At 66.8% G+C, this 26,106-nt stretch carries 23 protein-coding genes; 3 read left to right on the forward strand and 20 right to left on the reverse strand.

All coding sequences use genetic code 11. The features are described 5' to 3' along the window. Positions 1-51 precede the first annotated feature (51 nt). Both fmt and def read right to left on the reverse strand, forming a co-directional pair. Positions 52-975, reverse strand: a complete 924-nt coding sequence (gene fmt / locus ACIBJI_RS06105; protein ID WP_364340235.1) for a methionyl-tRNA formyltransferase — start codon at positions 973-975, stop codon at positions 52-54. After that, the gene (gene def / locus ACIBJI_RS06110; protein WP_040692128.1) at positions 975-1,538 is read right to left on the reverse strand and encodes a peptide deformylase; all 564 of its coding nucleotides are present in this window, start codon (positions 1,536-1,538) and stop codon (positions 975-977) included. Before def ends, fmt begins: the two co-directional genes overlap by 1 nt. 229 nt (positions 1,539-1,767) lie before the next feature. Here def and ACIBJI_RS06115 point away from each other — a divergent pair, with 229 nt between their 5' ends. Beyond that, positions 1,768-3,162 carry an ATP-binding protein gene (locus ACIBJI_RS06115; protein WP_397083240.1) on the forward strand — a complete coding sequence of 465 codons (1,395 nt, stop codon included), beginning with the start codon at positions 1,768-1,770 and terminating at the stop codon, positions 3,160-3,162. Then, positions 3,159-5,111, forward strand: coding sequence for a VWA domain-containing protein (locus tag ACIBJI_RS06120; RefSeq protein ID WP_397083242.1), 1,953 nt, complete (start codon positions 3,159-3,161; stop codon positions 5,109-5,111). Before ACIBJI_RS06115 ends, ACIBJI_RS06120 begins: the two co-directional genes overlap by 4 nt. Here the strand turns inward: ACIBJI_RS06120 and ACIBJI_RS06125 are convergent. The 4 genes from ACIBJI_RS06125 to ACIBJI_RS06140 all read right to left on the reverse strand — a co-directional run bounded on the left by ACIBJI_RS06125 (position 5,080) and on the right by ACIBJI_RS06140 (position 7,964). Next, the gene (locus ACIBJI_RS06125; RefSeq protein WP_364340225.1) at positions 5,080-5,283 is read right to left on the reverse strand and encodes a hypothetical protein; all 204 of its coding nucleotides are present in this window, start codon (positions 5,281-5,283) and stop codon (positions 5,080-5,082) included. The two genes, ACIBJI_RS06120 and ACIBJI_RS06125, sit on opposite strands and share 32 nt — an antisense overlap. An 82-nt stretch (positions 5,284-5,365) precedes the next feature. After that, the gene (locus tag ACIBJI_RS06130; protein ID WP_396955070.1) at positions 5,366-6,415 is read right to left on the reverse strand and encodes an esterase/lipase family protein; all 1,050 of its coding nucleotides are present in this window, start codon (positions 6,413-6,415) and stop codon (positions 5,366-5,368) included. Between the two features lie 62 nt (positions 6,416-6,477). Then, positions 6,478-7,134 (reverse strand): PadR family transcriptional regulator, encoded by a 657-nt coding sequence (locus tag ACIBJI_RS06135; RefSeq protein ID WP_364340221.1) that lies wholly within the window; start codon positions 7,132-7,134, stop codon positions 6,478-6,480. A gap of 239 nt (positions 7,135-7,373) precedes the next feature. Beyond that, a complete protein-coding gene (locus ACIBJI_RS06140; RefSeq protein WP_364340219.1) occupies positions 7,374-7,964 on the reverse strand; it encodes a TetR/AcrR family transcriptional regulator in 591 nt (196 codons plus the stop codon). A 74-nt stretch (positions 7,965-8,038) separates the two neighbouring features. Between ACIBJI_RS06140 and ACIBJI_RS06145 the strand changes: the two genes are divergently transcribed. Further along, entirely contained in the window at positions 8,039-8,884 is an 846-nt protein-coding gene (locus ACIBJI_RS06145) for an NAD(P)H-binding protein (protein WP_364340217.1), read from the forward strand. Positions 8,885-8,956: 72 nt separating this feature from the next. Here ACIBJI_RS06145 and ACIBJI_RS06150 read toward each other — a convergent pair whose 3' ends face one another. The 14 genes from ACIBJI_RS06150 to ACIBJI_RS06215 all read right to left on the reverse strand — a co-directional run bounded on the left by ACIBJI_RS06150 (position 8,957) and on the right by ACIBJI_RS06215 (position 26,061). Continuing rightward, the gene (locus tag ACIBJI_RS06150) at positions 8,957-11,488 is read right to left on the reverse strand and encodes a primosomal protein N' (protein WP_397083244.1); all 2,532 of its coding nucleotides are present in this window, start codon (positions 11,486-11,488) and stop codon (positions 8,957-8,959) included. Positions 11,489-11,503: 15 nt separating this feature from the next. Further along, positions 11,504-12,715 (reverse strand): methionine adenosyltransferase, encoded by a 1,212-nt coding sequence (metK, locus tag ACIBJI_RS06155; protein WP_364340216.1) that lies wholly within the window; start codon positions 12,713-12,715, stop codon positions 11,504-11,506. Positions 12,716-13,000: 285 nt separating this feature from the next. Further along, on the reverse strand, positions 13,001-14,224 hold the full coding sequence (gene coaBC / locus ACIBJI_RS06160; RefSeq protein WP_364340214.1) for a bifunctional phosphopantothenoylcysteine decarboxylase/phosphopantothenate--cysteine ligase CoaBC: 1,224 nt from the start codon (positions 14,222-14,224) through the stop codon (positions 13,001-13,003). A 24-nt stretch (positions 14,225-14,248) separates the two neighbouring features. Further along, positions 14,249-14,530 carry a DNA-directed RNA polymerase subunit omega gene (gene rpoZ, locus ACIBJI_RS06165; protein WP_040692158.1) on the reverse strand — a complete coding sequence of 94 codons (282 nt, stop codon included), beginning with the start codon at positions 14,528-14,530 and terminating at the stop codon, positions 14,249-14,251. A 58-nt stretch (positions 14,531-14,588) separates the two neighbouring features. Continuing rightward, positions 14,589-15,173, reverse strand: a complete 585-nt coding sequence (gene gmk, locus ACIBJI_RS06170) for a guanylate kinase (protein ID WP_364340211.1) — start codon at positions 15,171-15,173, stop codon at positions 14,589-14,591. Positions 15,174-15,181: 8 nt separating this feature from the next. Continuing rightward, entirely contained in the window at positions 15,182-15,499 is a 318-nt protein-coding gene (gene mihF, locus ACIBJI_RS06175; RefSeq protein ID WP_040692163.1) for an integration host factor, actinobacterial type, read from the reverse strand. A gap of 663 nt (positions 15,500-16,162) precedes the next feature. Next, a complete protein-coding gene (gene pyrF / locus ACIBJI_RS06180; protein ID WP_364340208.1) occupies positions 16,163-16,987 on the reverse strand; it encodes an orotidine-5'-phosphate decarboxylase in 825 nt (274 codons plus the stop codon). Positions 16,988-17,003: 16 nt separating this feature from the next. Then, a complete protein-coding gene (gene carB / locus ACIBJI_RS06185) occupies positions 17,004-20,312 on the reverse strand; it encodes a carbamoyl-phosphate synthase large subunit (RefSeq protein WP_396955068.1) in 3,309 nt (1,102 codons plus the stop codon). Beyond that, positions 20,312-21,451: a glutamine-hydrolyzing carbamoyl-phosphate synthase small subunit gene (carA, locus tag ACIBJI_RS06190; RefSeq protein ID WP_364340716.1), complete on the reverse strand. Its 1,140-nt coding sequence runs from the start codon at positions 21,449-21,451 to the stop codon at positions 20,312-20,314. The genes carB and carA overlap by 1 nt, the downstream gene beginning before the upstream one ends. Positions 21,452-21,474: 23 nt before the next feature. Next, positions 21,475-21,966 (reverse strand): transporter, encoded by a 492-nt coding sequence (locus ACIBJI_RS06195; RefSeq protein ID WP_364340203.1) that lies wholly within the window; start codon positions 21,964-21,966, stop codon positions 21,475-21,477. Beyond that, positions 21,967-23,262, reverse strand: coding sequence for a dihydroorotase (locus ACIBJI_RS06200; protein ID WP_364340201.1), 1,296 nt, complete (start codon positions 23,260-23,262; stop codon positions 21,967-21,969). It abuts the gene before it with no gap. Next, on the reverse strand, positions 23,259-24,215 hold the full coding sequence (locus tag ACIBJI_RS06205) for an aspartate carbamoyltransferase catalytic subunit (protein ID WP_364340198.1): 957 nt from the start codon (positions 24,213-24,215) through the stop codon (positions 23,259-23,261). The genes ACIBJI_RS06200 and ACIBJI_RS06205 overlap by 4 nt, the downstream gene beginning before the upstream one ends. A gap of 197 nt (positions 24,216-24,412) precedes the next feature. After that, positions 24,413-25,048 (reverse strand): bifunctional pyr operon transcriptional regulator/uracil phosphoribosyltransferase PyrR, encoded by a 636-nt coding sequence (gene pyrR / locus ACIBJI_RS06210; RefSeq protein ID WP_040692178.1) that lies wholly within the window; start codon positions 25,046-25,048, stop codon positions 24,413-24,415. Between the two features lie 152 nt (positions 25,049-25,200). Continuing rightward, entirely contained in the window at positions 25,201-26,061 is an 861-nt protein-coding gene (locus ACIBJI_RS06215) for an SAM-dependent methyltransferase (RefSeq protein WP_364340196.1), read from the reverse strand. Positions 26,062-26,106: the final 45 nt, after the last annotated feature.

Below are 26,106 nucleotides of genomic sequence, written 5' to 3' on the forward strand. Positions count from 1 at the left end.
GGGTGAGCCAACCGCCGTCGACGGATTTCTCGGCGGACTTGCGATTCGTCATCACTCGACCACCGCGCCAGGCTGCAGGCGCGCGCCGCGAGCCCAGTCGAGGGCGGACATCATGCGTTTGCCTTGTGGCTGAATCTGATCGAGGCGGACCGCGGTGGTCGCGGTGCCGACGAAGACGCCGGACTTGCGGACCTCGATCGCCCGTTCCGGCAGGACCTCCTCGACCATCTCGACCGGACCGACCTTCAAGCGGCTACCGTTCACCTCGGTCCAGGCACCGGGCGCGGGGGTGACCGAGCGAATGCGACGATTGATCGCCAGCGCGGGCTGATCCCAGCGGATATGTCCGGCCTCGACCGGCACCTTGGGTGCGTAGGAAACACCGTCATGAGCTTGCGGAACAGCTTGCAGCGTCCCGTCTTCCACGCCGTCGAGCGTCTTCTCGAGCAGTACCGCCCCGGTGTTCGAGAGCCGGTCGAGCAACGCGCCCGCGGTATCGGTCACCGCGATCTTCTCGGTCACCACACCGAAAACCGGCCCGGTATCCAAGCCCGCCTCGATCTGGAACGTGGACGCGCCAGTGATCTCGTCGCCCGCGTCGATTGCCGCCTGGACCGGCGCCGCGCCGCGCCAAGCAGGCAAAAGCGAGAAATGCAGATTGATCCAGCCGAACCGAGGGATATCGAGCACCCGCTGCGGAAGCAGCGCACCGTATGCCACCACCGGACAACAATCGGGCGACAATTCGGTGAGCTGCTCGATGAATTCGGGCTCGGCGGGGCGCCGCGGCGTCAGCACCGGAATGCCGTGCTCATCGGCGAGCCGCCCGACCGGCGACCGCTGCACCTTGCGCCCGCGCCCGGCGACCGCATCGGGGCGGGTCAGCACGGCGAGCACCTCGTGCCGCTCCGAATCGATGAAACGCTGCAGCGACGGGACCGCCGGTTCCGGTGTCCCCGCGAAGACAATGCGCATCAGCGGCCCCGTCCGAACGGTCCGGCCTCGGTCGAGCCGAGCGCACGCGAACTGCGCACGGTGATACCCGCGCTGAACCAATCGGATTCGCGAATGGTGCGCATCGCCTCCTTGCGCTGTGCGGGATCGAGCCGATCGATGAACAGCACACCGTCCAAATGATCGGTCTCGTGCTGCACGCACCGGGCCAGCAGGCCCTCAGCCGCGAATTCCACCGGCTTACCGTTCACGTCGACACCGGCTGCCCGCACCCGCAGCGCACGCCGCGTGTCATAGCGCAGCCCGGGAATCGACAGGCAGCCCTCGGGCCCGACCTGCTCCTCCGCACCGACCACCTCATAGGTCGGATTGATCAGATGTCCCCTGGCGTCCTCGGTGTCGTAGACGAAAACCCGCAGACCGACGCCGATCTGCGGCGCCGCCATCCCGACCCCGCCGTCGTCGTGCATGGTCTCGGTCAGATCGGTGACCAACTGCCGCAGCTCACGATCGAATTCGGTGACCTCCGCCGCACGTGATCGCAGGATGGGATCGCCGAAGAGGCGAACGGGCTGAATGGTCACGGTGGCGGCTCCCCAAAACGATGAACACGGTCGATTCATTCTAGAGAGCGACCCCGTTCACACCGATCTCCCCGACCGAACGGGGAAAAGCTGGTAGAACTCCAGTGCGGTCCGGGCGGGGTGTTCATCCCTCCGCCCGGCCGCCCGCGCTTGTCAAGGTTATTTCCGGCGTGTTTCCGAGCGCGGCTGAACGTCGACCGCATCGCCGAACCGACGTAGCGTCGATGGGGTGATTGTTCCTGAGCACCTGCCGACTACCGTCGGCGAGTTGCGCGCGGGCGGCCATCTGCCGCGCAGCGTGAAGTCCGAGATTCGCGAGAACCTGTTGTCCCGGTTGGGTTCCGGCGACGATCCCTGGCCGGGCATCGTCGGCTTCGATCGAACCGTCCTGCCGCAGCTGGAACGTGCGCTGCTGGCCGGCCACGATGTCGTACTGCTCGGTGAGCGCGGCCAAGGCAAGACCCGGCTGCTGCGCACCATGATCGGCCTGCTCGACGAGTGGACACCCGTCATCGCGGGTACTGAACTGGGCGAGCATCCGCTCGCACCGATCAGCCCGGCCGGTCGCCGACTGGCCGAGGAATTGGGCGATGACCTGCCGGTCACCTGGCGGCACCGCTCCGAGCGCTATGCGGAGAAACTCGCCACGCCGGACACCTCCGTCGGTGACCTGATCGGCGATGTCGACCCGGTCAAGGTGGCCGAGGGCCGCAGCCTCGGTGATCCCGAGACCATCCACTTCGGACTCGTACCGCGCGCCCACCGCGGCATCGTCGCCATCAACGAACTGCCCGATCTCGCCGAACGCATTCAGGTCGCGCTGCTGAATGTGATGGAGGAGCGCGATATCCAGGTCCGCGGTTACACGCTGCGACTGCCGCTCGACGTGCTGCTCGTCGCCACGGCCAACCCCGAGGACTACACCAACCGCGGCCGGATCATCACCCCGCTGAAGGATCGGTTCGGCGCGGAGATCCGCACCCACTACCCGCTGAGCGTCTCGGCCGAGGTGGCGCTGGTCCGGCAGGAGGCCGAACTGGTGGCCGAGGTCGGCGACCCGCTGATCGAGGTGCTCGCCCGGTTCGTGCGGCACCTGCGCGAATCGTCCGCCATCGACCAGCGCTCCGGTGTGTCCGCGCGATTCGCGGTCGCCGCCGCGGAAACCGTGGCCGCCGCCGCACTGCGCAGATCGGCGCTCACCGGCGAACACCCCGCCGTCGCGCGTCCCGTCGACCTGGAATCCGTACCCGCGGTATTGCGCGGCAAGCTGGAATTCGAGTCCGGTGAGGAAGGACGTGAGCAGGAGCATCTCACGCACTTGATGCGGCGTTCGTTCGCCGAGACCGGGAGTGCGCTGCTCGGTGGGCTGAACCTGCGACCGTTGGCGGAGGCAGTCGGCGACGGACATCTGGTCACCACCGGCGAACGAGTCCCCGGTAAAGACGTGCTGTCCGCGTTGCCGGAACTACCCGTCCTGCACGAGGTCGCGCGTCGGCTCGGGGTCGGCGCCGACGAACCGCCTGCTCGGATCGCATCGGCGGTCGAATTCGCGCTGGAAGCCCTCTACCTGGCCCGCCAGATAGCCAAGGACTCCGACGACGGCGTCGCGGTGTACGGCTCGTGACCGCCCCGGACCGCTACGCCTACGGGCCCTATCACGACGGGCCCGATCCACTGGCACCCCCGCTCGATCTGCGCGAGGCACTGGACCAGATCGGGCGCGACGTGATGGAGGGCAGCTCACCCCGCACCGCATTGGAGGAGCTGCTGCGCCGCGGTATGCGCGAAATGCGGGGGCTCGATGAGCTCACCCGGCAGGTGTGGCAGCGCCGCGCGGAGATCAGTCGACGACACCGGCTCGACGGCACCCTGCAACAGGTCCGTGAACTGCTGGAGCAGGCTCTGAAAGCCGAGCGACGCGAATTGTTTCCGGATCCATCCGACGACGCCAGATTCGCCGAAGCACAGCTGGACGCCTTGCCGCCGAGCACCGCGGCCGCCGTCAACGAGCTGGCCGAATACCAGTGGCGATCCGAAGCCGGCAGGGAGAGCTATCAGAAGATCCGCGACCTGCTCGGTCAGGAGCTGCTCGAATCACGGTTTCAGGGCATGAAACAGGCGCTGGAGAACACCACACCCGAGGATGTCGAGCGCGTCGGACGGATGCTGTCCGATCTGAACGATCTGCTCGCCGCGCATGCACGAGGCGAGGACACCGAACAGCAGTTCGCCGAATTCATGGCCGAGCATGGCGAGTTCTTCCCGGAGAATCCGCGCAATACCGATGAGCTGATCGATGCGCTCGCCGCCAGGTCTGCCGCCGCACAGCGCATGCTGAACTCGATGTCCGCCGAGCAGCAAGCCGAACTGGCCGGGCTGATCGGGCAGGCATTCGGCGATCCGCTCATTGCCCAGCAGGTCGCCGCCCTCGACGCCGCCCTGCGGGCGCTGCGACCGGGCGAGGACTGGGACTCCGCCCAACGGTTTCGCGGCAACGACCCGTTGGGCCTCGGTGCGGGCACCCAAGCCCTGCAGGATCTCGCCGAACTGGACGCGCTCGCCGAGCAGCTGAGCCAGTCCTATCCGGGCGCCAGCCTCGAGGATATCGATCTGGATGCCCTGGCCCGCCAACTCGGCGACGACGCGAGCGTGGATGCCGCCCGGCTCGCCGAACTGGAACGCGAACTGCGCAGACAGGGCGTATTCGAACGGGCGCCGGACGGCTCACTGCGGTTGACGCCCAAGGCTTTACGACGGCTCGGCGAGACCGCGCTGCGCGATGTCATCGGGCAGTTGCGGTCTCGACGCGGCGAGCGGGATACCCGGTTGGCCGGTGCGGCGGGGGAGCCGACGGGCGCCACTCGCACATGGCAGTTCGGCGATACCGAACCGTGGGACGTACCGAAGACCGTGCGCAATGCGGTGCTGCGTTCGATGTCGGTGGGCAGTCGCAGCGTCACGCTCGATGTGTCCGATGTCGAGATCATGGAAACCGAGCAGCGCTCGCGGGCCGCGGTCGCGCTCTGCGTAGACACCTCGTGGTCGATGGTGCAGGAGGGCCGGTGGCTGCCGATGAAGCGCACCGCCCTCGCGGTGCATCAGTTGATCAGCACTCGATTCCGCTCCGACGCACTGAGCCTGATCACCTTCGGTCGGCACGCCACCACCGTCGATATCGGCGAACTGACTGCGCTGGAAGGCGTGTGGGAACAGGGCACGAACCTGCACCACGCACTGCTGCTGGCGGCGCGCCATCTGCGCAGACATCCGGACGCGGTGCCCGTCGTGCTCGTCGTGACCGATGGCGAGCCGACTGCGCATCTGGAGCCGAACGGTGCGGCGTACTTCAATTGGCCGACCGCGCCGCGCACGCTGGCCGTGACGATGGCCCAGGTCGATGCCCTGGCCAAACTCGGCGCGTCGGTGACCGTCTTCATGCTCGGCGAGGATCCGAGCCTGGCCGCGTTCGTCGATTTGGTGGCCCGCCGCAGCCGCGGTCGCGTGGTGGCGCCGGATCTGGACGGACTCGGCGCCGCAGTGGTCAGCGACTACCTGCGCGGCAGGCGCGGTTGATCCGCTGGTCGCTGACCACGTGGTGATACAGCGACATCGCCTCGACCCCGAGCACTTCGGCCAACCGACGTATTGTCAGCCCTTCGATACCACTCTCGTCGGCGATGCCGATCGCCGCGGAGAGTACTCGCATCCGGCTCAACGGGATTCGAGACTCGCCTTCGGCGCGCATCTAAGAATCCACCCACACGGCGAAAATCCGGTATGGACAGCAGAACCGGGCGGAGGGCGATACCTCCGCCCGGTCGCCAGGGTCAGGAATGTCCGGCGATGATGACCTCGGGGATACCGGTGCCGAGCGGCACGTCCCGGCACGTCGGAGCGGGTGCGTGGACCGGGTCCAGCGTCCGCAGCAGCAGTTCCTGCACGAATGGGTCGTAGACCATGTGGAAGTGACCGGTCAGGTCGACCGCGCACTCGTCCTGTAGTGCGATGTTCTCCACATTCGGGCCGTGCAATGCGATATTGCTGAAGGGCTGAATCATCTCGTCGACGCGGCTGCCGATGGTCACGTAGTGCGGGCCGGGCACGGTGTCACCACCCGCGTTGAGTTCGGCCATCAGGGGCGACCCCTGCACCTGCTGCACCGCCGCGAGTGAGGTGACCCGCGCGAAGGCCTGCAGCGCACCCGGAATCGATTGCGCCACCGGCACCAGTCCGTACATCACCCCGCCGTAGCTCGGCGATGCAAGGCCGATCCACTTGCCGACCTTCGGCGCGCCATCGAGCTTGTTCACGTAGTAGCGAGTGACGTTGGCGCCCTGGGAAAATCCGACGATATCGACCTGGGTGGCATTGGTGGCGGCCAGCACCTGGTCGACGAATGCGCCGAACTGGTAGGCGCTCACCGCGATGTCCTCCGTGCCCCAGGTGTCCTTGCCGGGGGCGCCGCCGTAGTTGAGCGCGAAGACGCAGAAGCCGAGCGCCGAGACCTGCGGTCCGATGGCCGCCCAGTCGGAGTAGGCCGACGAATCGGTGCCGTGCGCCAGGACGACCGGGCGGGGATGCTCGGCGGTCGGCTTGCAGTCGAAGTTGTTGGTACCGGCCGGAGCCGCGTTCTTGTGCGTCTTCTGATAGACCGCAGCGGCCAGATGGTCCGGCTGTTCAGGACCGATTCGGGTGGGTACATCCGGCGGGCGATATCCGGCGACCGGCGCACTCACCGCCTCGGGATCAGCTGGTTGAGCGCCCGCGATCGGTGCCGCGCCGGAGCCGAAAACGACGGCTCCGGCCAAGACACCGGCAAACGCAACTCGCTTGAACTGTGATACTCCCCAACCCCACTGACCGTTCGGCTGTTCCATATCACAATGATGTACCCGATCGGCTCGAAAAGTGCACGCTCGAGCGATGTTTCACATTGCCATCACTTTTCGGGGGCATCGTCTTCGGCGAGAATGCGGTATAACGACTTACGCGCCTCGGTGAGCACCTCCGCGGCCCGAGTCGCCTGCTGCGGAGTACCCGCCGCCGCGACCTGAGCGGCCGCACCCATCAGCTGTCCGATGAGCGCACGCAGATCCATCGCCTGAGTGCCGACGTCCTCCTTGACATCGGCCCAGGGATCGCCGAGTTCGTCCCGATGCTCGGCGACGTAGGTCTCGCCCGCGGCGGTGAGCTTCGCGGTCTTGCGTCCGGCGACCTTCTCGATGAGCACCAGACCCTCGTCCTCGAGCTGCGCGAGCGCCGGGTAGATGGATCCCGGGCTCGGGCGCCAGACATCGTCGCTGCGCTCCCTGATCTGCTGAATCAGCTCGTAGCCGTGCATCGGACGCTCGGTGAGCAGCAACAACACCGCGGCACGCACGTCGCCGCGCCTGCCCCGACCGCCGCGGCCGCGCCCACGTCCGAATCCCGGACCGAAACCGGGCCCGAAACCAGGACCGAAGCCCGGGCCGAACTCGGGTCCGAAACCGTGCCGCCCCCCGCGGCGATGCTGGTGACGACCGGCGTCGACCTCGTCGTGCCCCGGCTTCCGCCAGCGGCCACGACCTCTGAATTCTCCGTATTCGATGTTTTCCATGTCAGCCTCCTTGGGCTCTCGTGTATATCTCACGCTATCGACGATATATCGGCAATGCATCGCATGCAAGAGTGATGCGTGACACGAACCGACCGGATGCTCTGATACGAGGAAGGGCCGCACATCGTCGACGCGCGGCCCGTGTCGGGACATGTCACACGAGCGAGATGTGCTGGTTGAGCAAGTCACCAACGAGCCGCCAGATGGCGGTCGACACCCGCGGACGGCAACCGAAGCCGTTATGTCGCAAGCGAATCGATCCAGCGCTCGAGCCGATGCCCCTCGGTCACCATGAGTTCCGGATCGCGGAAGGTATTGGTCAGCAACGAAATCCCCTGATAGGCGGCGAACAGCGCGACCGCGAGCTCTTCCGCATCCACGCGCCCCATTGCGGTGAACTGCTGCTCGATCCAGTCGAGCAGCGTGCGAATACTCGCCGCCGATGCCAGCTCCAGCCCGTCGCCACGTTTACCCAGCTCCGAGGCCAGAGTTCCGGTGGGACAACCGAATTGCACGGCGCGGTCTCGCTGGTCGACCCAGCCCCGAACCAGGGCCTTAAGCCGATCTCGCGGCTCGGCGCAGTGCTCCAGCGCGGTGATCAAGTCCCGCAACGTCTGCGCATGCGCGCCGAGTGCCGCCTCGACCAGCTGATCTTTGGTCTTGAAGTAGTAGTACACATTGCCGAGCGGAACCTCGGCGGTCCGCGCGATATCGGCGATGGTCGTCTTCTCGACGCCCTGCTCATGGAACACCTGGGCGGCCGCGGCGGCGAGGCGTTCCCGCTTGCCCAACTTGGGCGGCGTGCGCCGACCTTCGACCGAGTTAGTCATACAACTAACTATAGACAAGCGCTCGATCGGTCGACTACGGTCATTTTAGTCAGCCAACTAACTCAGGAGTGAACGTGATCGTAGTGACCGGAGCGACGGGCAATATCGGACGCAACCTCGTGCAGCATCTCGCCGCCGCCGGCGAGCAGGTGACCGCCGTATCTCGCGCGAACAAGGACATCGCAGTGCCCGACGGCGTGCGGCACCGGCGGGCCGATCTCGCCGAACCCGAAAGCCTCTCCCCCGCAGTCGAAAACGCGGATGCGCTCTTCCTGCTGCTGACCGGACCACAGTTGGTAACCGGACCTGATCCGGCGCGGTTCATCGAGGTCGCCGCGGCGGGCGGGGTCAAGAAGGTGGTGCTGCTGTCGTCGCAGGCGACGGGTACCAGGCCCGAACTCGCCTCACACGCGCGACTGCATGCGTTCGAGTCCGCGCTGCAACGGTCGGAGTTGGACTGGACGATTCTGCGGCCCACCGGATTCTTCTCCAACACCTACGCGTGGATCGAGTCGATCCGGGCTCAGCAGTTGATTGCCGCACCCTTCGCCGATATCGCACTGCCCGCCATCGATCCCGGCGATATCGCCGAGGTCGCCGCGACTGTATTGCGCACCGACGGCCACTCCGGGCGCACCTACGAACTGACCGGACCCGCAGCGATCAGCCCGCGCCAGCAGGCCCGTGCCGTCGAAGATGCGTTGGGAACCCCGCTGCGGTTCGTCGAACTCACCCGCGAGCAGGCGCGTTCCGGCATGTTGCGATTTATGCCGGAGGATGTCGCGGATGGCACGCTCGATATCCTCGGCACGCCGACGTCTGCCGAGCAGCAGGTCAGCGCCGATGTCGAACGGGTGCTCGGGCGGCCAGCGACCTCCTATGCCGAATGGGCGCGACGCAATCGCGCCATCTTCGGCTAACCCTGGCCACCGAGCCGAATTCGCTGCTCGCCCTCGCGATCTCGCACAGCGCTGCCGAGGGCGAGCAGCTTCTCAGCCGATGTCGACAGGATCGATTTGAACGCGGAGCGGGGCGTCGGAGCGATGGGTGCTGCGGACGGCCTGGGCGGCGGTAAGAGCGCGGGCCAGGGCGGCGCCGGAGGAGCGGTTCACGCGCAGGAGCATGCGTTCGACTTCGGCCGGGGTATCGCCGCTGTCGAAGGGTTTGCGGGCCCCCGGTGGGAGAGGTACTGGGCCGAGTAGGTCGACATTATCTGGAAGCTTTGCGGCTGAGAGCAATTCGGCGATGGAGTCCGAAGTACCGTCGATGACGGCCATTCGCACCGAGGGTGGAAAGCCGACCTCGGCGCGGCTGGCCACCTCGGCGCGGGCGTGGCCGAGCGGATCCCAGCGCAGTAGCGCTTGGACGGTCGGCGGCGAGGGTTCGGCCATGACGATGACCTGGCCGTGATTGCGCACCAGGGTGGCGGCCGACATCCAGCGGCGCAGCGTGTCCTCGGCGGCGCGCAGGTCCGCACGGCTCAGTAGCGCCCAGCCGTCGAGCAGCAGCGCGACGCCATAACCGCCGGGCAGCACCGGCTCCGCGCCGACGGTCGCGACAATCACCTGCGGGCCCGGTTCCACCGTGTCGAGCATCGCGCCGCCACTGGATCCGCGAATCGGCACGCCGGGGAACGCACGACCCAACTCCTCGGCGGTGCGAGCCGCGCCGATCACCACCGCACGCAGCGCCCTGGAAGCGCAAGCCGGACAGCGGAATGCGGCCTCGGTGATTCCGCACCAGCGGCACGCGGGACTATGCGCGGTCTCGCCCCGATGCCCGGCTCGTCCGTCCGGCAGGGAAAGTGGGCCATTGCAGTGCCGACATCGGGCGGGTGTACGGCATTTCGCGCAGGCCAGCGCCGGAATATATCCGCGCCGCGGCACCTGCACCAGCACCGCCGCACCTTCCGCGAGTGCGGATCGCGCGGCAGCGTAACCAACGGCCGGAATGCGGACCGCCCGCGCGACCGGGTCGCGCTCCATCGCGATATCGGAGTCACCCGGCGCACTGATGCGCGGCGAGAATTTGCGCACCACAGCACGATCGGCGACCAGATCATGCGCCCACCCCGAATCGACCACCGCCTGGATCTCCGCCGTCCGCGCGAATCCGGCAGCAACGAATGCCGCCCCGGTCTCATGCGCCCTCAGCATCGCGACTTCACGCGCATGTGGATACGGCGCCCGTGGCTCGGCATAGGTGTCGTCCCCGTCATCCCAGATCGCGATCAACCCGAGATCGATCGTGGGCGCGAACACCGCACTGCGCGTCCCGACAATCACCCGCGCAGTTCCCCGCAATGCCGCCAACCACCGCCGATACCGCGCGGCCGGTCCCAACCCTGCCGCCAATCCGACCGCCGAATCGCCCACCAGCCGAACGCATTCGGCCAACACCCGATCCAGATCCCGCTGATCCGGCACCATCAGAATCGCACTGCGCCCCCGCCCGACGACGACCGCCGCCAACTCCGCCAACCGCCGCGCCCAATCCTCCCCCGGCACCGCCTGCCACCCAGCCCGCACCCCTTTCCCCTGCCCCAGCGACGCCACAAACGTCACCCCATGGATATACCGCTCCCACGACGGCAAATCCACACCGTCCGGCACACCCGTCCGACCCGAATCAACCAGCGCCACAGTGTCATTCGCAGATTCGTTCGCAAGGACAGCGCCCACATCCGTTGCCGCGACGGCCTCCTCCGACTCCGCATCCGTGTTGGCTGCACCGGCCGAACCGGTCCCCTCCTGCCCTGCCGACATCCCGGCACCAGAATCCGCCACCGATTCGGTCGAATCAGCTGACGGCGGCTCCGATCCAGCACCAACAGCCGCCTCGTGGTCGACCCATCGCACGGGCGCCGGAACAGTACCGGACCGATCGCATGCAACGTCGACCGCCTCGTCCTCGCGACCCTCGGTGCGCGCCCCAGCGGAATGATCGAGCGTCGCGACCGCATCGACGGACGCAGCGGATTCGACAGAGACGGCGGTTGTCGCCGTCTGCGTCGTTCGATCCGCAGCTTCACCAGAGCCGCCATCAATTGATTCGGACGAATCTTCTTGCGGCACTTCGGGTTCGGCTGCCTTCTTCGAGCCGCCGTTCTCGGTGCGCGCATGGCGCGGCGGAATCGCGAGGCGCAGGACGTCGGCGCGCGTGCCTGCGTAGCGGGCGGCTACGGCAGTGGCGAGTCGCAGGATTTCCGGGGTCAGGACGCGTTCGGCGGAGACCACGCGTTCGAGTTCGACCAGTTTGCCGGTGTGTTCGCTATGGGACAGACGGGCCAGCAGATATCCATCGACGAGGCGGCCGGCGAACCGGACTCGGACCCGGACACCGGGTTGGGCGATTTCGTCCAACTCCGGGGGGACCAGATAGTCGAAGTCGCGGTCCAGGTGAGCAGGCGACAGCAGCGGGAGCACCCGAGCGATCGGGTGTCCCGCTGCTGTCGAATCGTGCCCCGCCGCGGCTCCGGCATCCGCGGGAGCCATGGCGGTGAGGTCCGCTGTGGATTGGTGCACGCGGCCCCGATGTAACTACAGGCCTACGGCCGCGCGCAGCTTGTCGGCACGGTCTGTGTGCTCCCAGGGCAGGTCGACGTCGGTGCGGCCGAAGTGGCCGTACGCGGCGGTCGGCGCGTAGATCGGGCGCAGCAGGTCGAGGTCGCGGATGATCGCGCCGGGGCGCAGATCGAAGACCTCGGTGATCGCCGTTGCGATTCGCGCCGGATCGACCTTCTCGGTGCCGAAGGTTTCGACGAACAGACCCACCGGTGCGGCCTTGCCGATGGCATAGGCGACCTGGACCTCGACCCGGTCGGCAAGTCCGGCCGCGACCACATTCTTGGCGACCCAGCGCATGGCGTAGGCGGCCGAGCGGTCCACCTTCGACGGATCCTTACCGGAGAACGCGCCACCACCGTGGCGCGCCATACCGCCGTAGGTATCGACGATGATCTTGCGACCGGTCAGGCCGGCGTCGCCCATCGGGCCACCGAGGACGAATTTGCCGGTCGGATTGACCAGCAGCCGGATATCGGAGGTGTCCAGGGTGGGCAGTTCCAGATCGGCAACCACCGCATCGACGACCTTCTCGCGGATATCGGGGGCGAGCAGATTGTCCAGGTCGATATCGGCGGCGTGCTGGGTGGAGATGACTACCGTGTCGAGGCGAACCGGGCGATCCCCGTCGTATTCGATGGTCACCTGGGTCTTGCCGTCCGGACGCAGGTACGGCAGCACGCCCGACTTGCGGACCTCGGTCAGCCGACGCGAAAGCCGGTGTGCAAGTGCGATCGGCAGCGGCATCAGCTCGGGAGTGTCGGTGTTGGCGTAGCCGAACATCAGGCCCTGGTCGCCCGCGCCCTGCCGCTCGATCTCGTCATCCGATCCGGCGGTGCGCGCCTCGTGCGAGGTGTCGACGCCCTGTGCGATATCCGGCGACTGCGCGCCGATCGCAATGTTCACACCGCAGGAATTTCCGTCGAAACCCTTTGCCGACGAGTCGTATCCGATTTCCAGAACCTTTTCGCGGACAATTTTCGGAATATCCGCATAAGCCGATGTGGTGACCTCACCCGCGACGTGGACTTGGCCGGTGGTAACGAGAGTTTCCACCGCGACCCGGCTGTGCGGATCCGCCGCAAGCAGGGCGTCGAGGATGGAATCGCTGATGGCGTCACAGATCTTGTCCGGATGACCTTCGGTCACGGACTCACTGGTGAAAAGGCGGCTGCCGGACGTGGGCACAGTTCTTCCCTCTCCCTCAACGGGTTACTCGTATCGGATTGCGACGGTAACGCGATGCGGCCACCGCACAACCCTTCATTCAGACTATTCCAAACCACCGACGCGACGGGGTTGTCGACAGGCAACTGTCTCAGACTATTGAAATCCGTCGACATATCGGGCCGGGGCTCCAGCCTCCAACACATCGACCAGTCCGGGTTGCGGTCGACAACAGCCTAACCATCACGCGGCGGCGTATCCACCGGACACCCTGGGTGCCCAGCAAACCAAGCGCCGCAATGGGTCTCAGCGCAGCAACGGACCGAGCGCATCCAGCACCCGGCTGCCGAGCAATGCCTTCGATCCGTGGTCGAGCGCCTGTTCGGTGCCGTCGGCACCGAGTAGCCAGCCGTCGTTGGTGTCGACCTCGAACGCCTTGCCCTCGCCGACCGCGTTCACGACCAGCAGATCACAGCCCTTGCGCGCCAGTTTGGCCCGCGCGTGCGTGAGCACATCGCCGTGTTCGTCACCGGTTTCGGCGGCGAAGCCGACGATCGCGGTTCCGGGTAGCTGACCGTCGCGGCGCGCCTGAACCAGTCCGGCGAGAATATCGTCGGTCTTGGTCAGCGGGATCACGTCGGGCTCGTGTGCGCCCTTCTTGATCTTGGCGGCGGCCACGGTGGTCGGCCGGAAGTCGGCGACGGCCGCGGCCATGATCACCGCATCCGCACCGAGCGCATGCTTCTCGACGGCGGTCTTGAGTTGTTCGGCGGTCGTGATGTGCACGAGGTCGACGGCGGCGGGTGCGGCCATCTCGATCGTATTGCCCGCGATCAACGTGACCTGGGCGCCGCGCTGTGCGGCGACCCTGGCCAATGCGTAGCCCTGCTTGCCTGAGCTGCGATTGCCGAGGAAGCGCACCGGATCCAGCGGTTCCCTGGTGCCGCCCGCGGTGATCACCACGCGGCGGCCCACCAGATCGCGCGGTATGGCGTCGGCGCGTTCCAGCAGCAGCGTCGCCAGCCCGAAGATCTCCTCGGGCTCAGGCAACCGTCCGGGACCGGTATCGGTACCGGTCAACCGGCCCGACGCGGGTTCCATGACGATCGCACCATGCGCGCGCAGCGTCGCGACATTGGCGACGGTGGCCGGATGCTCCCACATCTCGGTATGCATCGCGGGCGCGAACAACACCGGACATCGGGCCGTCAGCAACGTGGCGGTGAGTAGATCGTCGGCGCGGCCCTGTGCGGCACGCGCCATCAGATCAGCGGTCGCCGGGGCGATGACCACAAGGTCCGCCTCCTGGCCCAACCGCACATGCGGCACCTCGGGCACATCGGTGAACACATCGGTGTGCACCGGGTTCCCGGAGAGTGCCTCGAAGGTTGCCTTGCCGACGAACTGCAGCGCCGACTCGGTGGGGATCACCCGTACCTGGTGCCCGGTCTCGGTGAACCGGCGCACGATCGAACAGGCCTTATAGGCGGCGATCCCTCCGCCGACGCCGACGACGATCCGTGTGGTCACTACGCCTCCGGCCTAGATGGGTTGTTACTCGCCTTCGGAGTGCTCGAGCAGGTCGGAGTGGATCTCACGCATCGCGACCGACAGCGGCTTCTCCTGCAGGCCGGGCTCGACCAGCGGGCCGACGTATTCGAGAATGCCGTCGCCGAGCTGGTTGTAGTAGTCGTTGATCTGACGGGCCCGCTTGGCCGCGTAGATCACCAGCGCGTACTTGGACGAGGTGCGCTCGAGCAACTCGTCGATCGGGGGGTTGGTGAGGCCGACCGGAGTGTCGTATGCGGGCGCGGGCTTGATGTCCGTACTGCTCACTGAGAGGGCTCCTGCGGGGATCGGTTCTTCAGGCTGGGTGGTTTTCCGAGAGTGCGGGTCACGAACTCGAATTTGTGCTAACGAACAACGATACCAACTGCTCACAGGCGCTGGTCACCTCGTCGTTCACTATGACGATGTCGAACTCGTCACAGGCCGCCAATTCCGTCCTGGCGGTCTCCAACCTGCGGGCGATCACCTCGGGTGATTCAGTGCCCCGCGAGGTCAGCCGGGAAACCAGTTCGTCCCAGCTCGGCGGGGCGAGAAATACCAGCAGCCCCTCCGGCATGGCCTTGCGCACCGACCGCGCGCCCTCGAGGTCCACCTCGACGAGCACCGGCAGGCCGGCTGCGAGTGCGTCACGGACCGGTGCGGCCGGCGTGCCCGAGCGCTGCAGTCCCCCGTGGATATCTGCCCACTCGAGGAGTTCGCCCGCCGCGATCATGGCGTCGAACTCCTCCCGGGACACGAACCGGTAGTCGCGGCCGTCGACCTCCCCGGGCCGGGGGGCCCGGGTTGTCGCCGACACGCTGAAGACCAGTTGGGGCAGCCGCTCGCGGACGCAGCGGACCACGGTCGACTTGCCCACGGCCGAGGGGCCGACCAGTACTACCAGTCGACCCTTCCGCGTGTGTTCGACCACCTTGGTGGTCAGGCGAAGTCGAATCGGGCGAGCAGCGCCTTGCGCTGCCGATCACCCAGTCCGCGCAGACGCCGGGTGGGGGCGATCTCCAGCTCGCTCATGATCTCCGCCGCCTTGACCTTGCCCACCTTGGGCAGGGCCTCCAGCAGCGCCGACACCTTCATCTTGCCGAGGATCTCGTCGGATTCGGCGTCTGTGAGGACCTGCTTCAGGTCGGTGCCGCCACGCTTCAGGCGCTCCTTGAGCTCCGCCCGAGCACGGCGAGCGGCAGCCGCCTTCTCCAAAGCAGCGGCGCGCTGCTCGTCAGTCAGCTGGGGAAGGGCCACGGTTCCTCCGTCTCATCGTTCATTGCATCAACTCCTGCCGGTAAACCCAGCAGTCTCAGCGACCGTACCCACGACGTTGCTCGATTGCGAACCCACCCCCCAGGTCAGCGCATGATTCGCCGATGTCGTAGGGGTGAGCCCGGCGGGATGCGCGCAGCGCGTCGATCACTGCGGTGATCCTACCGCCGAAAGAGCGAAATGCCCCGCTAGCAGGGCGTTTTCATGGCGAAAGTGGGTTAGCGGACTGGTTGCGGCGACGTCCCGCATCGGACCAGCAACCGGTCACCTGTCCGACCTGGAACTTTCTAGGATTTTTCCGCGTGTCGCGTTGTTCTTGCGCGTGTCGGAGCGGAAATGACCGATTACGGGCTCCTGCACCCGCCCGACCGACGCCGGCCCCGTGGAAAGCCACAAAAATCCTGACCTTCGCTTGGACCGCAGCGTGGCGAGAGCGAGCGGCACTGTGTGCCGGTCCAGTTGGCTCCGTGATCGATCAGGACGCCGCCCCGGCCACCGGTATGCCGGATAACAGGAAAATCGGCGCAGGGGGCCGCACAGCTGTTCGATATGACACGTCATGCCCCGCTCAACGGGTCCTCCCCTGCCCCCAAAAAGCGAAATGGACCGACGCCGAAGCGTCGGTCCACCGCAGTCGTCACCGCGTCATCGCCGCAGGAACGCGAACTCCTCCTGCAGCGCGCTCACCTTGGCACGCAGTGCCGAGACGGACGGGCCGTGGCGCAGCACCTCGCGCGAGGCGTTGGGCACAACCGCGTGCAGCATGTGATCGGAGACCAGCTCACGCACGGTTTCCGGACCGCCCCCCTGCGCGCCGACGCCCGGCATCAGGATCGGGCCGTTGAGCCGAGCGAGATCCGGCGCCTCGGTGAGGGTGGCCCCGAGCACAACGCCGACCGAGCCGAATTCCTGGCCCGCATTGCACTGCGCCGCCGCATCCACCATGGTCTGCGCGATCGTGCTGCCGTCCGCGGCGAGTGCCCGCTGGACCTGTGCACCTTCGGGATTCGAAGTGGCGGCGAGTACGAAAAGACCGCGGCCGTTCGCCTGCGCCAGTGTCAAAGCCGGTGCGAGCGAACCGAATCCGAGATACGGCGAAACCGTAAGAGCATCCGAGCCGAGCGGCCCATCGGCGAGCCAGGCGCGGGCATAGGCGTCCATGGTGGAGCCGATATCGCCGCGCTTGGCGTCGGCGAGCACCAGGGTGCCCGAGGCGCGCAGCACCTCGATGGTGCGCTCCAGTACCGCGATCCCGCCACAACCGTAGGCCTCGAAGAAGGCGACCTGCGGTTTGATCAGCGCGACCCGGCCGTCGAAAGCCTCGACGCAGATCTCGGCGAATTTCTCGACACCATCGACATCGTCGGTCAGGCCCCACGATTCGAGCAGGCCGGGATGCGGATCGATGCCGACGCACAGTGGCCCGAAATGCCGCATGGCGTGCTGCAGTCGGGCACCGAAGGTCTTCATCGCTGCGTCTCCTTGGTCAGCCACGCAGCACCGAATGCAGTTCCTGCAGCGAGCGCACCCCGATGCCGCCGTTGATGCTCGCCTCGATGCCCTGAACGGCCGCGGCCGCACCCTGCACCGTGGTGATGCACGGAATGTTCACACCGACGGCCGCCGTGCGGATCTCGTAGCCGTCCACGCGCGGCCCGGAGTTGCCGTAGGGGGTGTTGAACACCATGTCTACCTCGCCGTCGCGGATCTGCTCCACGATGGTCGGCCGATCGGCCGGGCCCTGCTCGGAATGCTTGCGTACCTGTTCGCACGGAATTCCGTTGCGGCGCAGCATTTCCGCGGTGCCCTCGGTGGCCAGGATGCGGAAGCCGAGGTCGTTGAGGCGCTTGACCGGGAACACCATGGCGCGCTTGTCGCGGTTGGCGATCGAGACGAAGACGGTGCCCTCGGTCGGCAACGATCCGTAGGCCGCGGCCTGGCTCTTGGCGAAGGCGGTGCCGAAGTCGGCGTCGATGCCCATGACCTCACCGGTGGACTTCATCTCCGGCGAGAGCAGCGAATCCACGCCGCTGCCGTCGGCCTTGCGGAACCGGTGGAACGGCAGCACCGCTTCCTTCACCGCGACAGGTGCGTCGAGCGGCACATGGCCGCCGTCGCCCTCAGCGGGCAGCAGCCCTTCCTTGCGCAGTTCGGCGATGGTGGCGCCCATGGTGATCCGTGCCGCTGCCTTGGCCAGCGGCACCGCGGTCGCCTTGGAGACGAACGGAACCGTCCGGCTCGCGCGCGGATTCGCCTCGAGCACGTAGAGCACGTCGTCCTTGAGCGCGTACTGCACATTGAGCAGGCCCTTGACGCCGATGCCCTTGGCCAGCGCGATGGTCGAGCGGCGCACCGCCTCGATATCGCTACGGCCCAAGGTGATCGGCGGCAGTGCGCAGGCGGAGTCGCCGGAGTGGATGCCCGCCTCTTCGATGTGCTCCATCACACCGCCGAGGTAGACCTCGTCACCGTCGCAGAGCGCGTCGACGTCGATCTCGATGGCGTCTTCCAGGAAGCGGTCGACCAGCACCGGATGTTCCGGGCTGAGTTCGGTGGCACGGGAGATATAGCCCTCTAGCGAGGCCTCGTCATAGACGATCTCCATACCGCGTCCGCCGAGGACATAGGACGGGCGCACCAGCACCGGGTAGCCGATGCCGGCGGCGATCTTCTTGGCCTGCGCGAAGGTGGTCGCGGTGCCGTACTTCGGCGCGGGCAGGCCCGCGGCGACCAGCACGTCACCGAATTCACCGCGATCCTCGGCCAGGTCGATGGCGGCGGCGCTGGTGCCGACCACCGGCACACCGGCATCGGTGAGGCGCTGCGCCAGACCCAGCGGGGTCTGGCCGCCGAGCTGCACGATCACACCGGCGACGGTGCCCGATTCGGTTTCGGCGTGGTAGACCTCGAGCACATCCTCGAAGGTCAGCGGCTCGAAGTAGAGCCGGTCGGCGGTGTCGTAGTCGGTGGAGACGGTCTCCGGGTTGCAGTTGACCATGACGGTCTCGTATCCGGCCTGCGAAAGCGTCTGCGCCGCATGGACACACGAGTAGTCGAACTCGATACCCTGACCGATCCGGTTCGGACCGGAACCCAGGATGATCACCTTGTCCCGTTCACGCTGCGGCGAGACCTCCGACTCGGCCGCGGGGTCGAGCTCGTAGGTCGAGTAGTGATACGGGGTTTTGGCCTCGAACTCCGCGGCGCAGGTGTCGACGGTCTTGAAGACCGGACGGATACCGAGCCGGTGCCGCAGTGCGCGCACGCCGGTCTCACCCGCCAATTCCGGTCGCAGCGCGGCGATCTGGCGGTCGGAGAGGCCATAGTGCTTGGCGCCGCGCAGCAGCGGCTCGTCCAGTACGGGCGCGTCGATGAGCTCCCGGCGCAGCTCGACCAGCCCGGCCACCTCGGCGACGAACCAGGGGTCGATGCCGGAGGCCGCGGCGACGTCCTCGATGCTCGCGCCCAGGCGCAGCGCCCGTTCGACCTGGTAGATGCGCCCCTCGGTCGGAGTGCGCAGATCTTCGAGGATGGCCTCGGTATCGGTCCAATTGCCATCGTCCTGGGTCCAGAAGCCAGCGGCCTTGGTTTCCAGGGAGCGCAGCACCTTGCCGAGCGCCTCGGCGAAGTTGCGGCCCAGCGACATCGCCTCGCCGACCGACTTCATGGTGGTGGTCAACGTGGCGTCGGCGCCCGGGAACTTCTCGAAGGCGAAGCGGGGGGCCTTGACGACCACATAGTCCAGGGTCGGCTCGAAACAAGCCGGGGTTTCCTTGGTGATGTCGTTGACGATCTCGTCCAGGGTGTAGCCGATGGCCAACTTGGCCGCGATCTTGGCGATCGGGAAACCCGTCGCCTTGGAAGCCAATGCGGACGAGCGCGAGACGCGCGGGTTCATCTCGATGACGATCAGGCGGCCGTCGCGCGGGTTCACCGCGAACTGGATATTGCAGCCACCGGTATCCACGCCGACCTCGCGCAGAATGTCGATGCCCAGGTCGCGCAGCCGCTGGTATTCGCGGTCGGTGAGGGTCATGGCGGGTGCGACGGTGACCGAATCGCCGGTGTGCACACCCATCGGGTCCACATTCTCGATCGAGCAGACGACCACGACATTGTCGCGGCCGTCGCGCATCAGCTCGAGTTCGTATTCCTTCCAACCCAGGATGGATTCCTCGATGAGCACATTGGCCGTCGGCGAGGCGGCCAGACCACCGCCCGCGATCCGATCCAGGTCCTCGTCGTTGTAGGCCATGCCCGAGCCGAGCCCGCCCATGGTGAACGACGGCCGCACAACCACCGGAAAGCCCAGGTCCGCAACGGTTTCGCGGACCTCGTCCATGGTGTGGCAGACCCGCGAGCGAGCGCTCTCGCCGCCGACCTTGGCGACGATGTCCTTGAATTTCTGCCGATCCTCACCACGCTGGATGGCCTCGAAATCGGCGCCGATCAGCTCGACGTTGTATTTCTGCAGCACACCGCGCTCATGCAGGGCGACCGCGGTATTCAGCGCGGTCTGCCCGCCGAGGGTGGCCAGAATGGCGTCGGGGCGTTCCTTTTCGATGACCTTCTCGACGAATTCCGGGGTAATCGGCTCCACATAGGTGGAATCGGCGAATTCCGGATCGGTCATGATGGTCGCCGGGTTGGAGTTCACCAGCGATACCCGCAGGCCTTCGGCCCGCAGCACCCGGCACGCCTGGGTGCCGGAGTAGTCGAATTCGCACGCCTGGCCGATGACGATCGGGCCGGAGCCGATCACCAGGATGTGCTTCAGATCCTCGCGGCGAGGCATCAGGCTCCTTCCATGAGACCGGCGAAACGGTCGAAGAGATAGGCGGCGTCGTGGGGTCCGGCGGCGGCCTCCGGGTGGTACTGCACCGAGAATGCGCGGCCGTCGACCAGGCGCACGCCCTCGACGGTGCCGTCATTGGCGCACACGTGGCTGACCTCGGCCTTGCCGAACGGGGTGTCGAACTGTTCGCCCTGTTCGCCCTCCAGTGCGAAGCCGTGGTTCTGCGCGGTGATCGAGATCCGGCCGGTGTCGTGTTCGACGACCGGGACATTGATGCCGCGGTGGCCGAACTTCATCTTGTAGGTCTTGCGGCCGAAGGCGCGGCCGAGGATCTGGTTGCCGAAGCAGATACCGAACAGCGGCAGCCCCTTCTCCAGCACACCCTGGGTGATGGCGACCGCGCCGTCCTGGGTGGCCGGGTCGCCGGGACCGTTGGACAGGAAGACGCCGTCGGGCTTCAGGTCCAGGATCTGGTCCAGCGAGACGGTCGAGGGCACCACATGCACCCGCATGCCGCGCTGGGCGAACATGCGCGGGGTGTTGGTCTTGATGCCGAGGTCGACCGCGACAACAGTGAAGCGCGGGTCGCCGTGCGGTTCGATCGTGTACAGCGCGTCGGTGCTGACCTCTTCGGCCAGATCCGCGCCGAGCATCGATGGCTGTCCATTCACCCGGGCCAGCAGTTCGTCGGCGTCGGCGAGCGCCGAACCGGAGAAGATGCCCGCCTTCATCGAACCGCGGGTGCGCAGGTGGCGCACCAGCGCGCGGGTGTCGATACCCGCGATGCCGACGATCTGCTGGCGGTCCAGTTGGTCCTGCAGGGTGCCGGTGGAGCGCCAGTTCGACGCGACGCGCGAGGCGTCGCGGACCGCGTATCCGGCGACCCAGATCTTGCCGGATTCGTCGTCCTCGTCGTTCCAGCCGGTATTGCCGATCTGCGGGGCCGTGGCCACCACGATCTGGCGGTGGTAGCTGGGGTCGGTGAGGGTCTCCTGGTACCCGGTCATCGCGGTGCAGAACACCGCCTCACCGAGTGTTTCGCCAACCGCGCCGAAGGCCGTGCCGCGGAACACCCGGCCGTCCTCCAGCACCAACGCTGCCTGATCTGGCCCACCGGTCACCCGACCACCGCCTCCCATCGAATCGCTTCGCGATCCTGCATTCATTCGTCGTCTCCCGTCATCGCCCTGGCCCACGCCGGGTACACCGTCTTGTCGTCACCTCGGAAACCGGTATCAATCTCGGTTCCGGTCGGCAGCTTCCAGCGAATTACCAGCACACCATCTTCCGTCATCACCTTGCCCGCATGGCCACGTTCGGCCCGCACGGCCGTAATGGATTCCTGCGGAATCCAGATCACCGTCGCACCGTCGCGCTCGAGCAGAATCCCCCGTTCGAACCGCGTGAGTTCCGCTGTGGCCCGGAAGCCCAAGTCCCCCACCGCGATCCGGTCCTGCCAGCTCGGCGCGATGGTGCTGCCGAGATACATCCCGGAGGTCGGCTCGAGCACCTGGGCGCCGAGATCACCCGGCACGTGCGGTAGTTCGCCGATGCGCGCCGCCTGGCGCGCGGCTCGGTTCAGCCAGCCCCGGTACATCAGCCAGACGCACAGAACGAACAGTGCGATCAACCCGACCACCAACAGCGTTCTCATTTACGAACCTCCGACCGCCTTGCCCTCACGGGCAGTTACCCGGCCTCGGAGCAACGTCGTCGTCACTCGAGCCGGAAACGTCATGTCCTCGAACGGCGTGTTGTTCGAAATGCTGGCGAGTTCGGCGGCCCGCACGGTCCAGGTCGTATCTGGATCGACCAGCGTGAGGTTGGCGGGTTCGCCGACCTCGATCGGGCGGCCATGGCCGTCTAGTCCGACGATTTCGGCTGGACGCTCGCTCATCACCCGGGCGACACCGCGCCAGTCCAGCAGGCCGGGTTCGACCATGGTCTGCACGATGATCGACAGCGCGGTCTCCAACCCGAGCATGCCAGGGCGGGCGGCGGCGAATTCGCAGCACTTGTCCTGTTCGGCGTGCGGGGCATGATCGGTGGCGACGCAGTCGAGGATGCCCTCGGCGAGTGCCCGCCGCAGCACGATGGTGTCGGAGACCTCACGCAGCGGCGGGTTCACCTTGTTGACCGCGTCGTAGGTCTCCAGGCGTGAGTCGTCGAGCAGCAGATGGTGCGGGGTGACCTCGGCGGTGATCGAAATGCCCTGCGCCTTGGCCCATTTAACCAATTCGACGGTACCCGCCGTGGAGGCGTGGCAGATATGGACGCGGGCACCCGCGTCGCGGGCCAGCAATGCGTCGCGAGCCACGATCGACTCCTCCGCGGCGCGCGGCCAACCTGCCAGACCGAGGCGGGCGGCAGCGGGACCTTCGTGCGCGACAGCGCCTTTGGTGAGGCGCGGTTCCTCGGCATGCTGAGCGATCAAGACGCCGAGGGAGTTCGAGTACTCCAGTGCGCGGCGCATGAGCAGCGGGTCGTAGACGCAGTGGCCGTCATCGGAGAACATGCGCACCGCACCGACGCCGGCCGCCATGGTGCCCATTTCGGCGAGTTGCTTACCCTCCAAGCCGACCGTGACCGCACCTACCGGATACACATCGACCAGGCCGACCTCTTGGCCGCGCCGCCACACGTGATCGGTGACAACCACCGAATCGGCGACCGGGTTGGTATTGGCCATGGCGAAGACCGCGGTGTAACCGCCGAGCGCCGCCGCGGCGGAACCGGTTTCGATGGTTTCGGTGTCCTCGCGGCCGGGTTCGCGCAGATGGGTGTGCAGATCGACGAAGCCGGGCAGCAGGATCTGGCCCCGCGCGTCGATGACCTCGGCGTCGATAATGCCGAGATCGGTTCCGATGGCGGCGATTACACCATCGCGCACGAGTACGTCGACCGGCTCGCCCTCGCCGTACGGCCGGACACCCTCGAGCAGCAGACTCATGCGACAGCCTCCTGGGTACCGACCAGCAGCCGGAACAGCACGGCCATCCGCATATGCACTCCGTTCGTCACCTGTTGCAGAATCGCCGCCTGCGCGGAATCCGCCACGGGCGAGGCGATTTCCATGCCGCGCAGCATCGGACCCGGATGCAGGACGACCGCGTTCTCGTCCAACAGCGCGAGCCTGCGCTCGGAAAGTCCGTAGTTGACCGAATATTCGCGGGCCGACGGGAAGAAGCCGCCGTTCATCCGCTCCTGCTGCACCCGCAGCATGAGCACCGCATCGGCGCCGGGCAATTCGGCGTCCAGCGAAGCCGAGATCCGGGCAGGCCACAGGTCCGCGCCGACCGGTAGCAGCGTGCGCGGCGCGACCAGCACCACCTCGGCACCAAGAGTATCGAGCAAGAAGACATTCGAGCGCGCGACCCGGCTGTGCAGGATATCGCCGACGATGACGATCCGCTTGCCCTCGATATCGCCGAGACGCTGACGCAGTGTCAGCGCGTCCAGCAGCGCCTGCGTCGGATGCTGGTGGGTGCCGTCACCGGCATTGATGATGGCCGGACCCTGCCGCCCCTCGGAAACCGCCCAGCCATCCATCCAGCGCGCGATCTGATGCGCGGCGCCGGAGGCCGGATGCCGGACGATGAGTGCGTCGGCTCCCGCCGCGTGCAAAGTCAGCGCGGTATCGCGCAGTGATTCGCCCTTGGAGACCGAGGAGCTGCTCGCGCTGACATTGATCACATCGGCGCTCATCCACTTGCCCGCGACCTCGAACGAGACCCGGGTGCGAGTCGAGTTCTCGTAGAACACCGTCATCACGGTGCGCCCGCGCAGCGTCGGCAGCTTCTTCACCTCGCGGCCCAGCAGCGCCTGTTCGAAGCGTTCGGCCTCGTCGAGCAGCTCGGTGGCGGTGGCATGATCGAGATCGGTCACCGTCAGCAGATGTCTCACGACTCCACCTCGCTAGCGCTCGGCTCCGCCGTTCGACCTCCGGTCGCTGTGTTGATGGTTCGCTCGCTGCACTCGCTCACGACTCCACCTCGCTAGCGCTCGGCTCCGCCGTTCGACCTCCGGTCGCTGTGTTGATGGTTCGCTCGCTGCACTCGCTCACGACTCCACCTCGCTGACACTCGCTCCGGCGAGCCGGTTCACTGCGCTTCCTCCTGGTGCAAATAGACGCCGTCACGGCCGTCGTGTTCGGTGAGCAATACGGATATGTCCTCGCTGCGGGAGGTCGGCACGTTCTTGCCGACGAAATCCGCGCGGATCGGGAGTTCGCGATGGCCGCGGTCGATGAGCACCGCGAGTTGGACCGCGCGCGGACGGCCCAGATCGCGCAGACCGTCGAGGGCCGAGCGCACGGTGCGACCGGAGAAGAGCACGTCGTCGACCAAGACCACGAGTGCGTCCTCGATGCCGCCCTCGGGCACCGAGGTGCGCTCGAGTGGGCGGTGTGGGCGGCTGCGTAGATCGTCGCGATAGAGGGTGATGTCGAGCGAGCCGAGGGCCGGGCGGACGCCGGAGAATTCCTCGATCTTGTCGGTGAGTCGCGCGGCCAGCGTGGTGCCGCGGGTGGGAATACCGATCAGCACCACGCGCGGTGCGTCCGGCTCGCCCGCATCCAGGGCGGTTTTTTCGATGATCTGATGCGCGATGCGCGCGATGGTCCGGCCGACGTCGGAGGGAGACAGCAACTCGCGTCCCGCGCTCACCCACTCCGGGGTGTGTCGCTGCGACGTTTCGGCAGCGCCGGACTTGGCGGCCCGTTCCTCGGGCACAGCCATGCCGACCTCCTTCCCCGCCTCACCGGACGGTCCGTTAAAGGATGTCTTTACGGCATGCAGCCTAGCAGCGCCTTTTGCACTGTTTTAACCAGGCATATCCCGCTGTGAGCAGGGCCACGCGCGGTTCGGACACTCCGGACATTCCGGGAGGTTCACGCTTCGCGGACCGCGATGACGACTCCGATGTCCGGATCGTTCAAAGCGACGGGGCGGTCCATGGCGGCGACCATATCGTCCCAGCTACGGAATTCGGTATGCCAGCCGTGTTCGTCCAGCCAGGTTCTGGCGTCGGCGCCGAGGCCGGTGCGTGGACGATCCGCGCCCTCGTCACCGCGGACCAGGCGTTTGAGTTCGGCGTACGGTCGAGCATTTTCGTCGACGGCGAAGCGGCTGACACCGAAACGGCTTCCCGGAGCGGATAATTCGGTCAATGTGGTGACCACGTGCAAAGCGTATTCGTGAGTCAGGTAGCCCAGGACGCCCTCGTCCACCCAGTGCGTGGGCAGATCCGGCCGAAATCCGTGCTCTGCGAGCAGCTTTGCCCAGTCGTCGCGCAGATCGATGGCCAGCACCTCGCGGTCACAGCGAGGTTGCGCATGTGCCGCGGCAAGCACCGGTTCCTTGAACGCGAACAGCTCCGGCAGATCGATCTCGAACACTCGAACATCGGCGGGTAGCGCCATGCGGAATGCCCTGGTGTCCAAGCCCGCACCGATCAGCACGATCTGGCGTATCCCCTGTTCCACCGCCTCGGCGACCCGGTCGTCGACGAGCCGGACGCCGGCCGTGCGGCCTTCGAAGAACATATCGGCGACCTCTTCCAGCCGCGCCCAGCGCTCGATTCCTCCGTCGACCTCGCGGTAGGCGTCGCGTGCCGCGTCGACGAACAGCTGCGCGAACGGGTCGTCGTACAGGCGGTCCGTGCGCACGGCTTCCTTCGCGCGGATGACCGCGACACCGATCGCGGTCAATGCGACACCTGCCATGGGCGCCTTCGGATGCGTTTCTGTCATTACTGCCTCCCCAATAGATAACTTGTCGCCCGGCTAGCAATTCGG

Source organism: Nocardia sp. NPDC050408 (assembly GCF_044458905.1).
Taxonomy (GTDB): domain Bacteria; phylum Actinomycetota; class Actinomycetes; order Mycobacteriales; family Mycobacteriaceae; genus Nocardia.

What these genes read in the sequence shown, in the direction of transcription:
- fmt (WP_364340235.1), bottom strand. Translation starts at nt 975, where the DNA reads ATGCGCATTGTCTTCGCGGGGACACCGGAACCGGCGGTCCCGTCGCTG.
- ACIBJI_RS06125 (WP_364340225.1), bottom strand. Translation starts at nt 5,283, where the DNA reads ATGCGCGCCGAAGGCGAGTCTCGAATCCCGTTGAGCCGGATGCGAGTA.
- ACIBJI_RS06130 (WP_396955070.1), bottom strand. Translation starts at nt 6,415, where the DNA reads ATGGAACAGCCGAACGGTCAGTGGGGTTGGGGAGTATCACAGTTCAAG.
- ACIBJI_RS06135 (WP_364340221.1), bottom strand. Translation starts at nt 7,134, where the DNA reads ATGGAAAACATCGAATACGGAGAATTCAGAGGTCGTGGCCGCTGGCGG.
- ACIBJI_RS06140 (WP_364340219.1), bottom strand. Translation starts at nt 7,964, where the DNA reads ATGACTAACTCGGTCGAAGGTCGGCGCACGCCGCCCAAGTTGGGCAAG.
- pyrF (WP_364340208.1), bottom strand. Translation starts at nt 16,987, where the DNA reads ATGAAGACCTTCGGTGCCCGACTGCAGCACGCCATGCGGCATTTCGGG.
- carB (WP_396955068.1), bottom strand. Translation starts at nt 20,312, where the DNA reads ATGCCTCGCCGCGAGGATCTGAAGCACATCCTGGTGATCGGCTCCGGC.
- carA (WP_364340716.1), bottom strand. Translation starts at nt 21,451, where the DNA reads ATGGGAGGCGGTGGTCGGGTGACCGGTGGGCCAGATCAGGCAGCGTTG.
- ACIBJI_RS06195 (WP_364340203.1), bottom strand. Translation starts at nt 21,966, where the DNA reads ATGAGAACGCTGTTGGTGGTCGGGTTGATCGCACTGTTCGTTCTGTGC.
- ACIBJI_RS06200 (WP_364340201.1), bottom strand. Translation starts at nt 23,262, where the DNA reads ATGAGTCTGCTGCTCGAGGGTGTCCGGCCGTACGGCGAGGGCGAGCCG.
- pyrR (WP_040692178.1), bottom strand. Translation starts at nt 25,048, where the DNA reads ATGGCTGTGCCCGAGGAACGGGCCGCCAAGTCCGGCGCTGCCGAAACG.
- ACIBJI_RS06215 (WP_364340196.1), bottom strand. Translation starts at nt 26,061, where the DNA reads ATGACAGAAACGCATCCGAAGGCGCCCATGGCAGGTGTCGCATTGACC.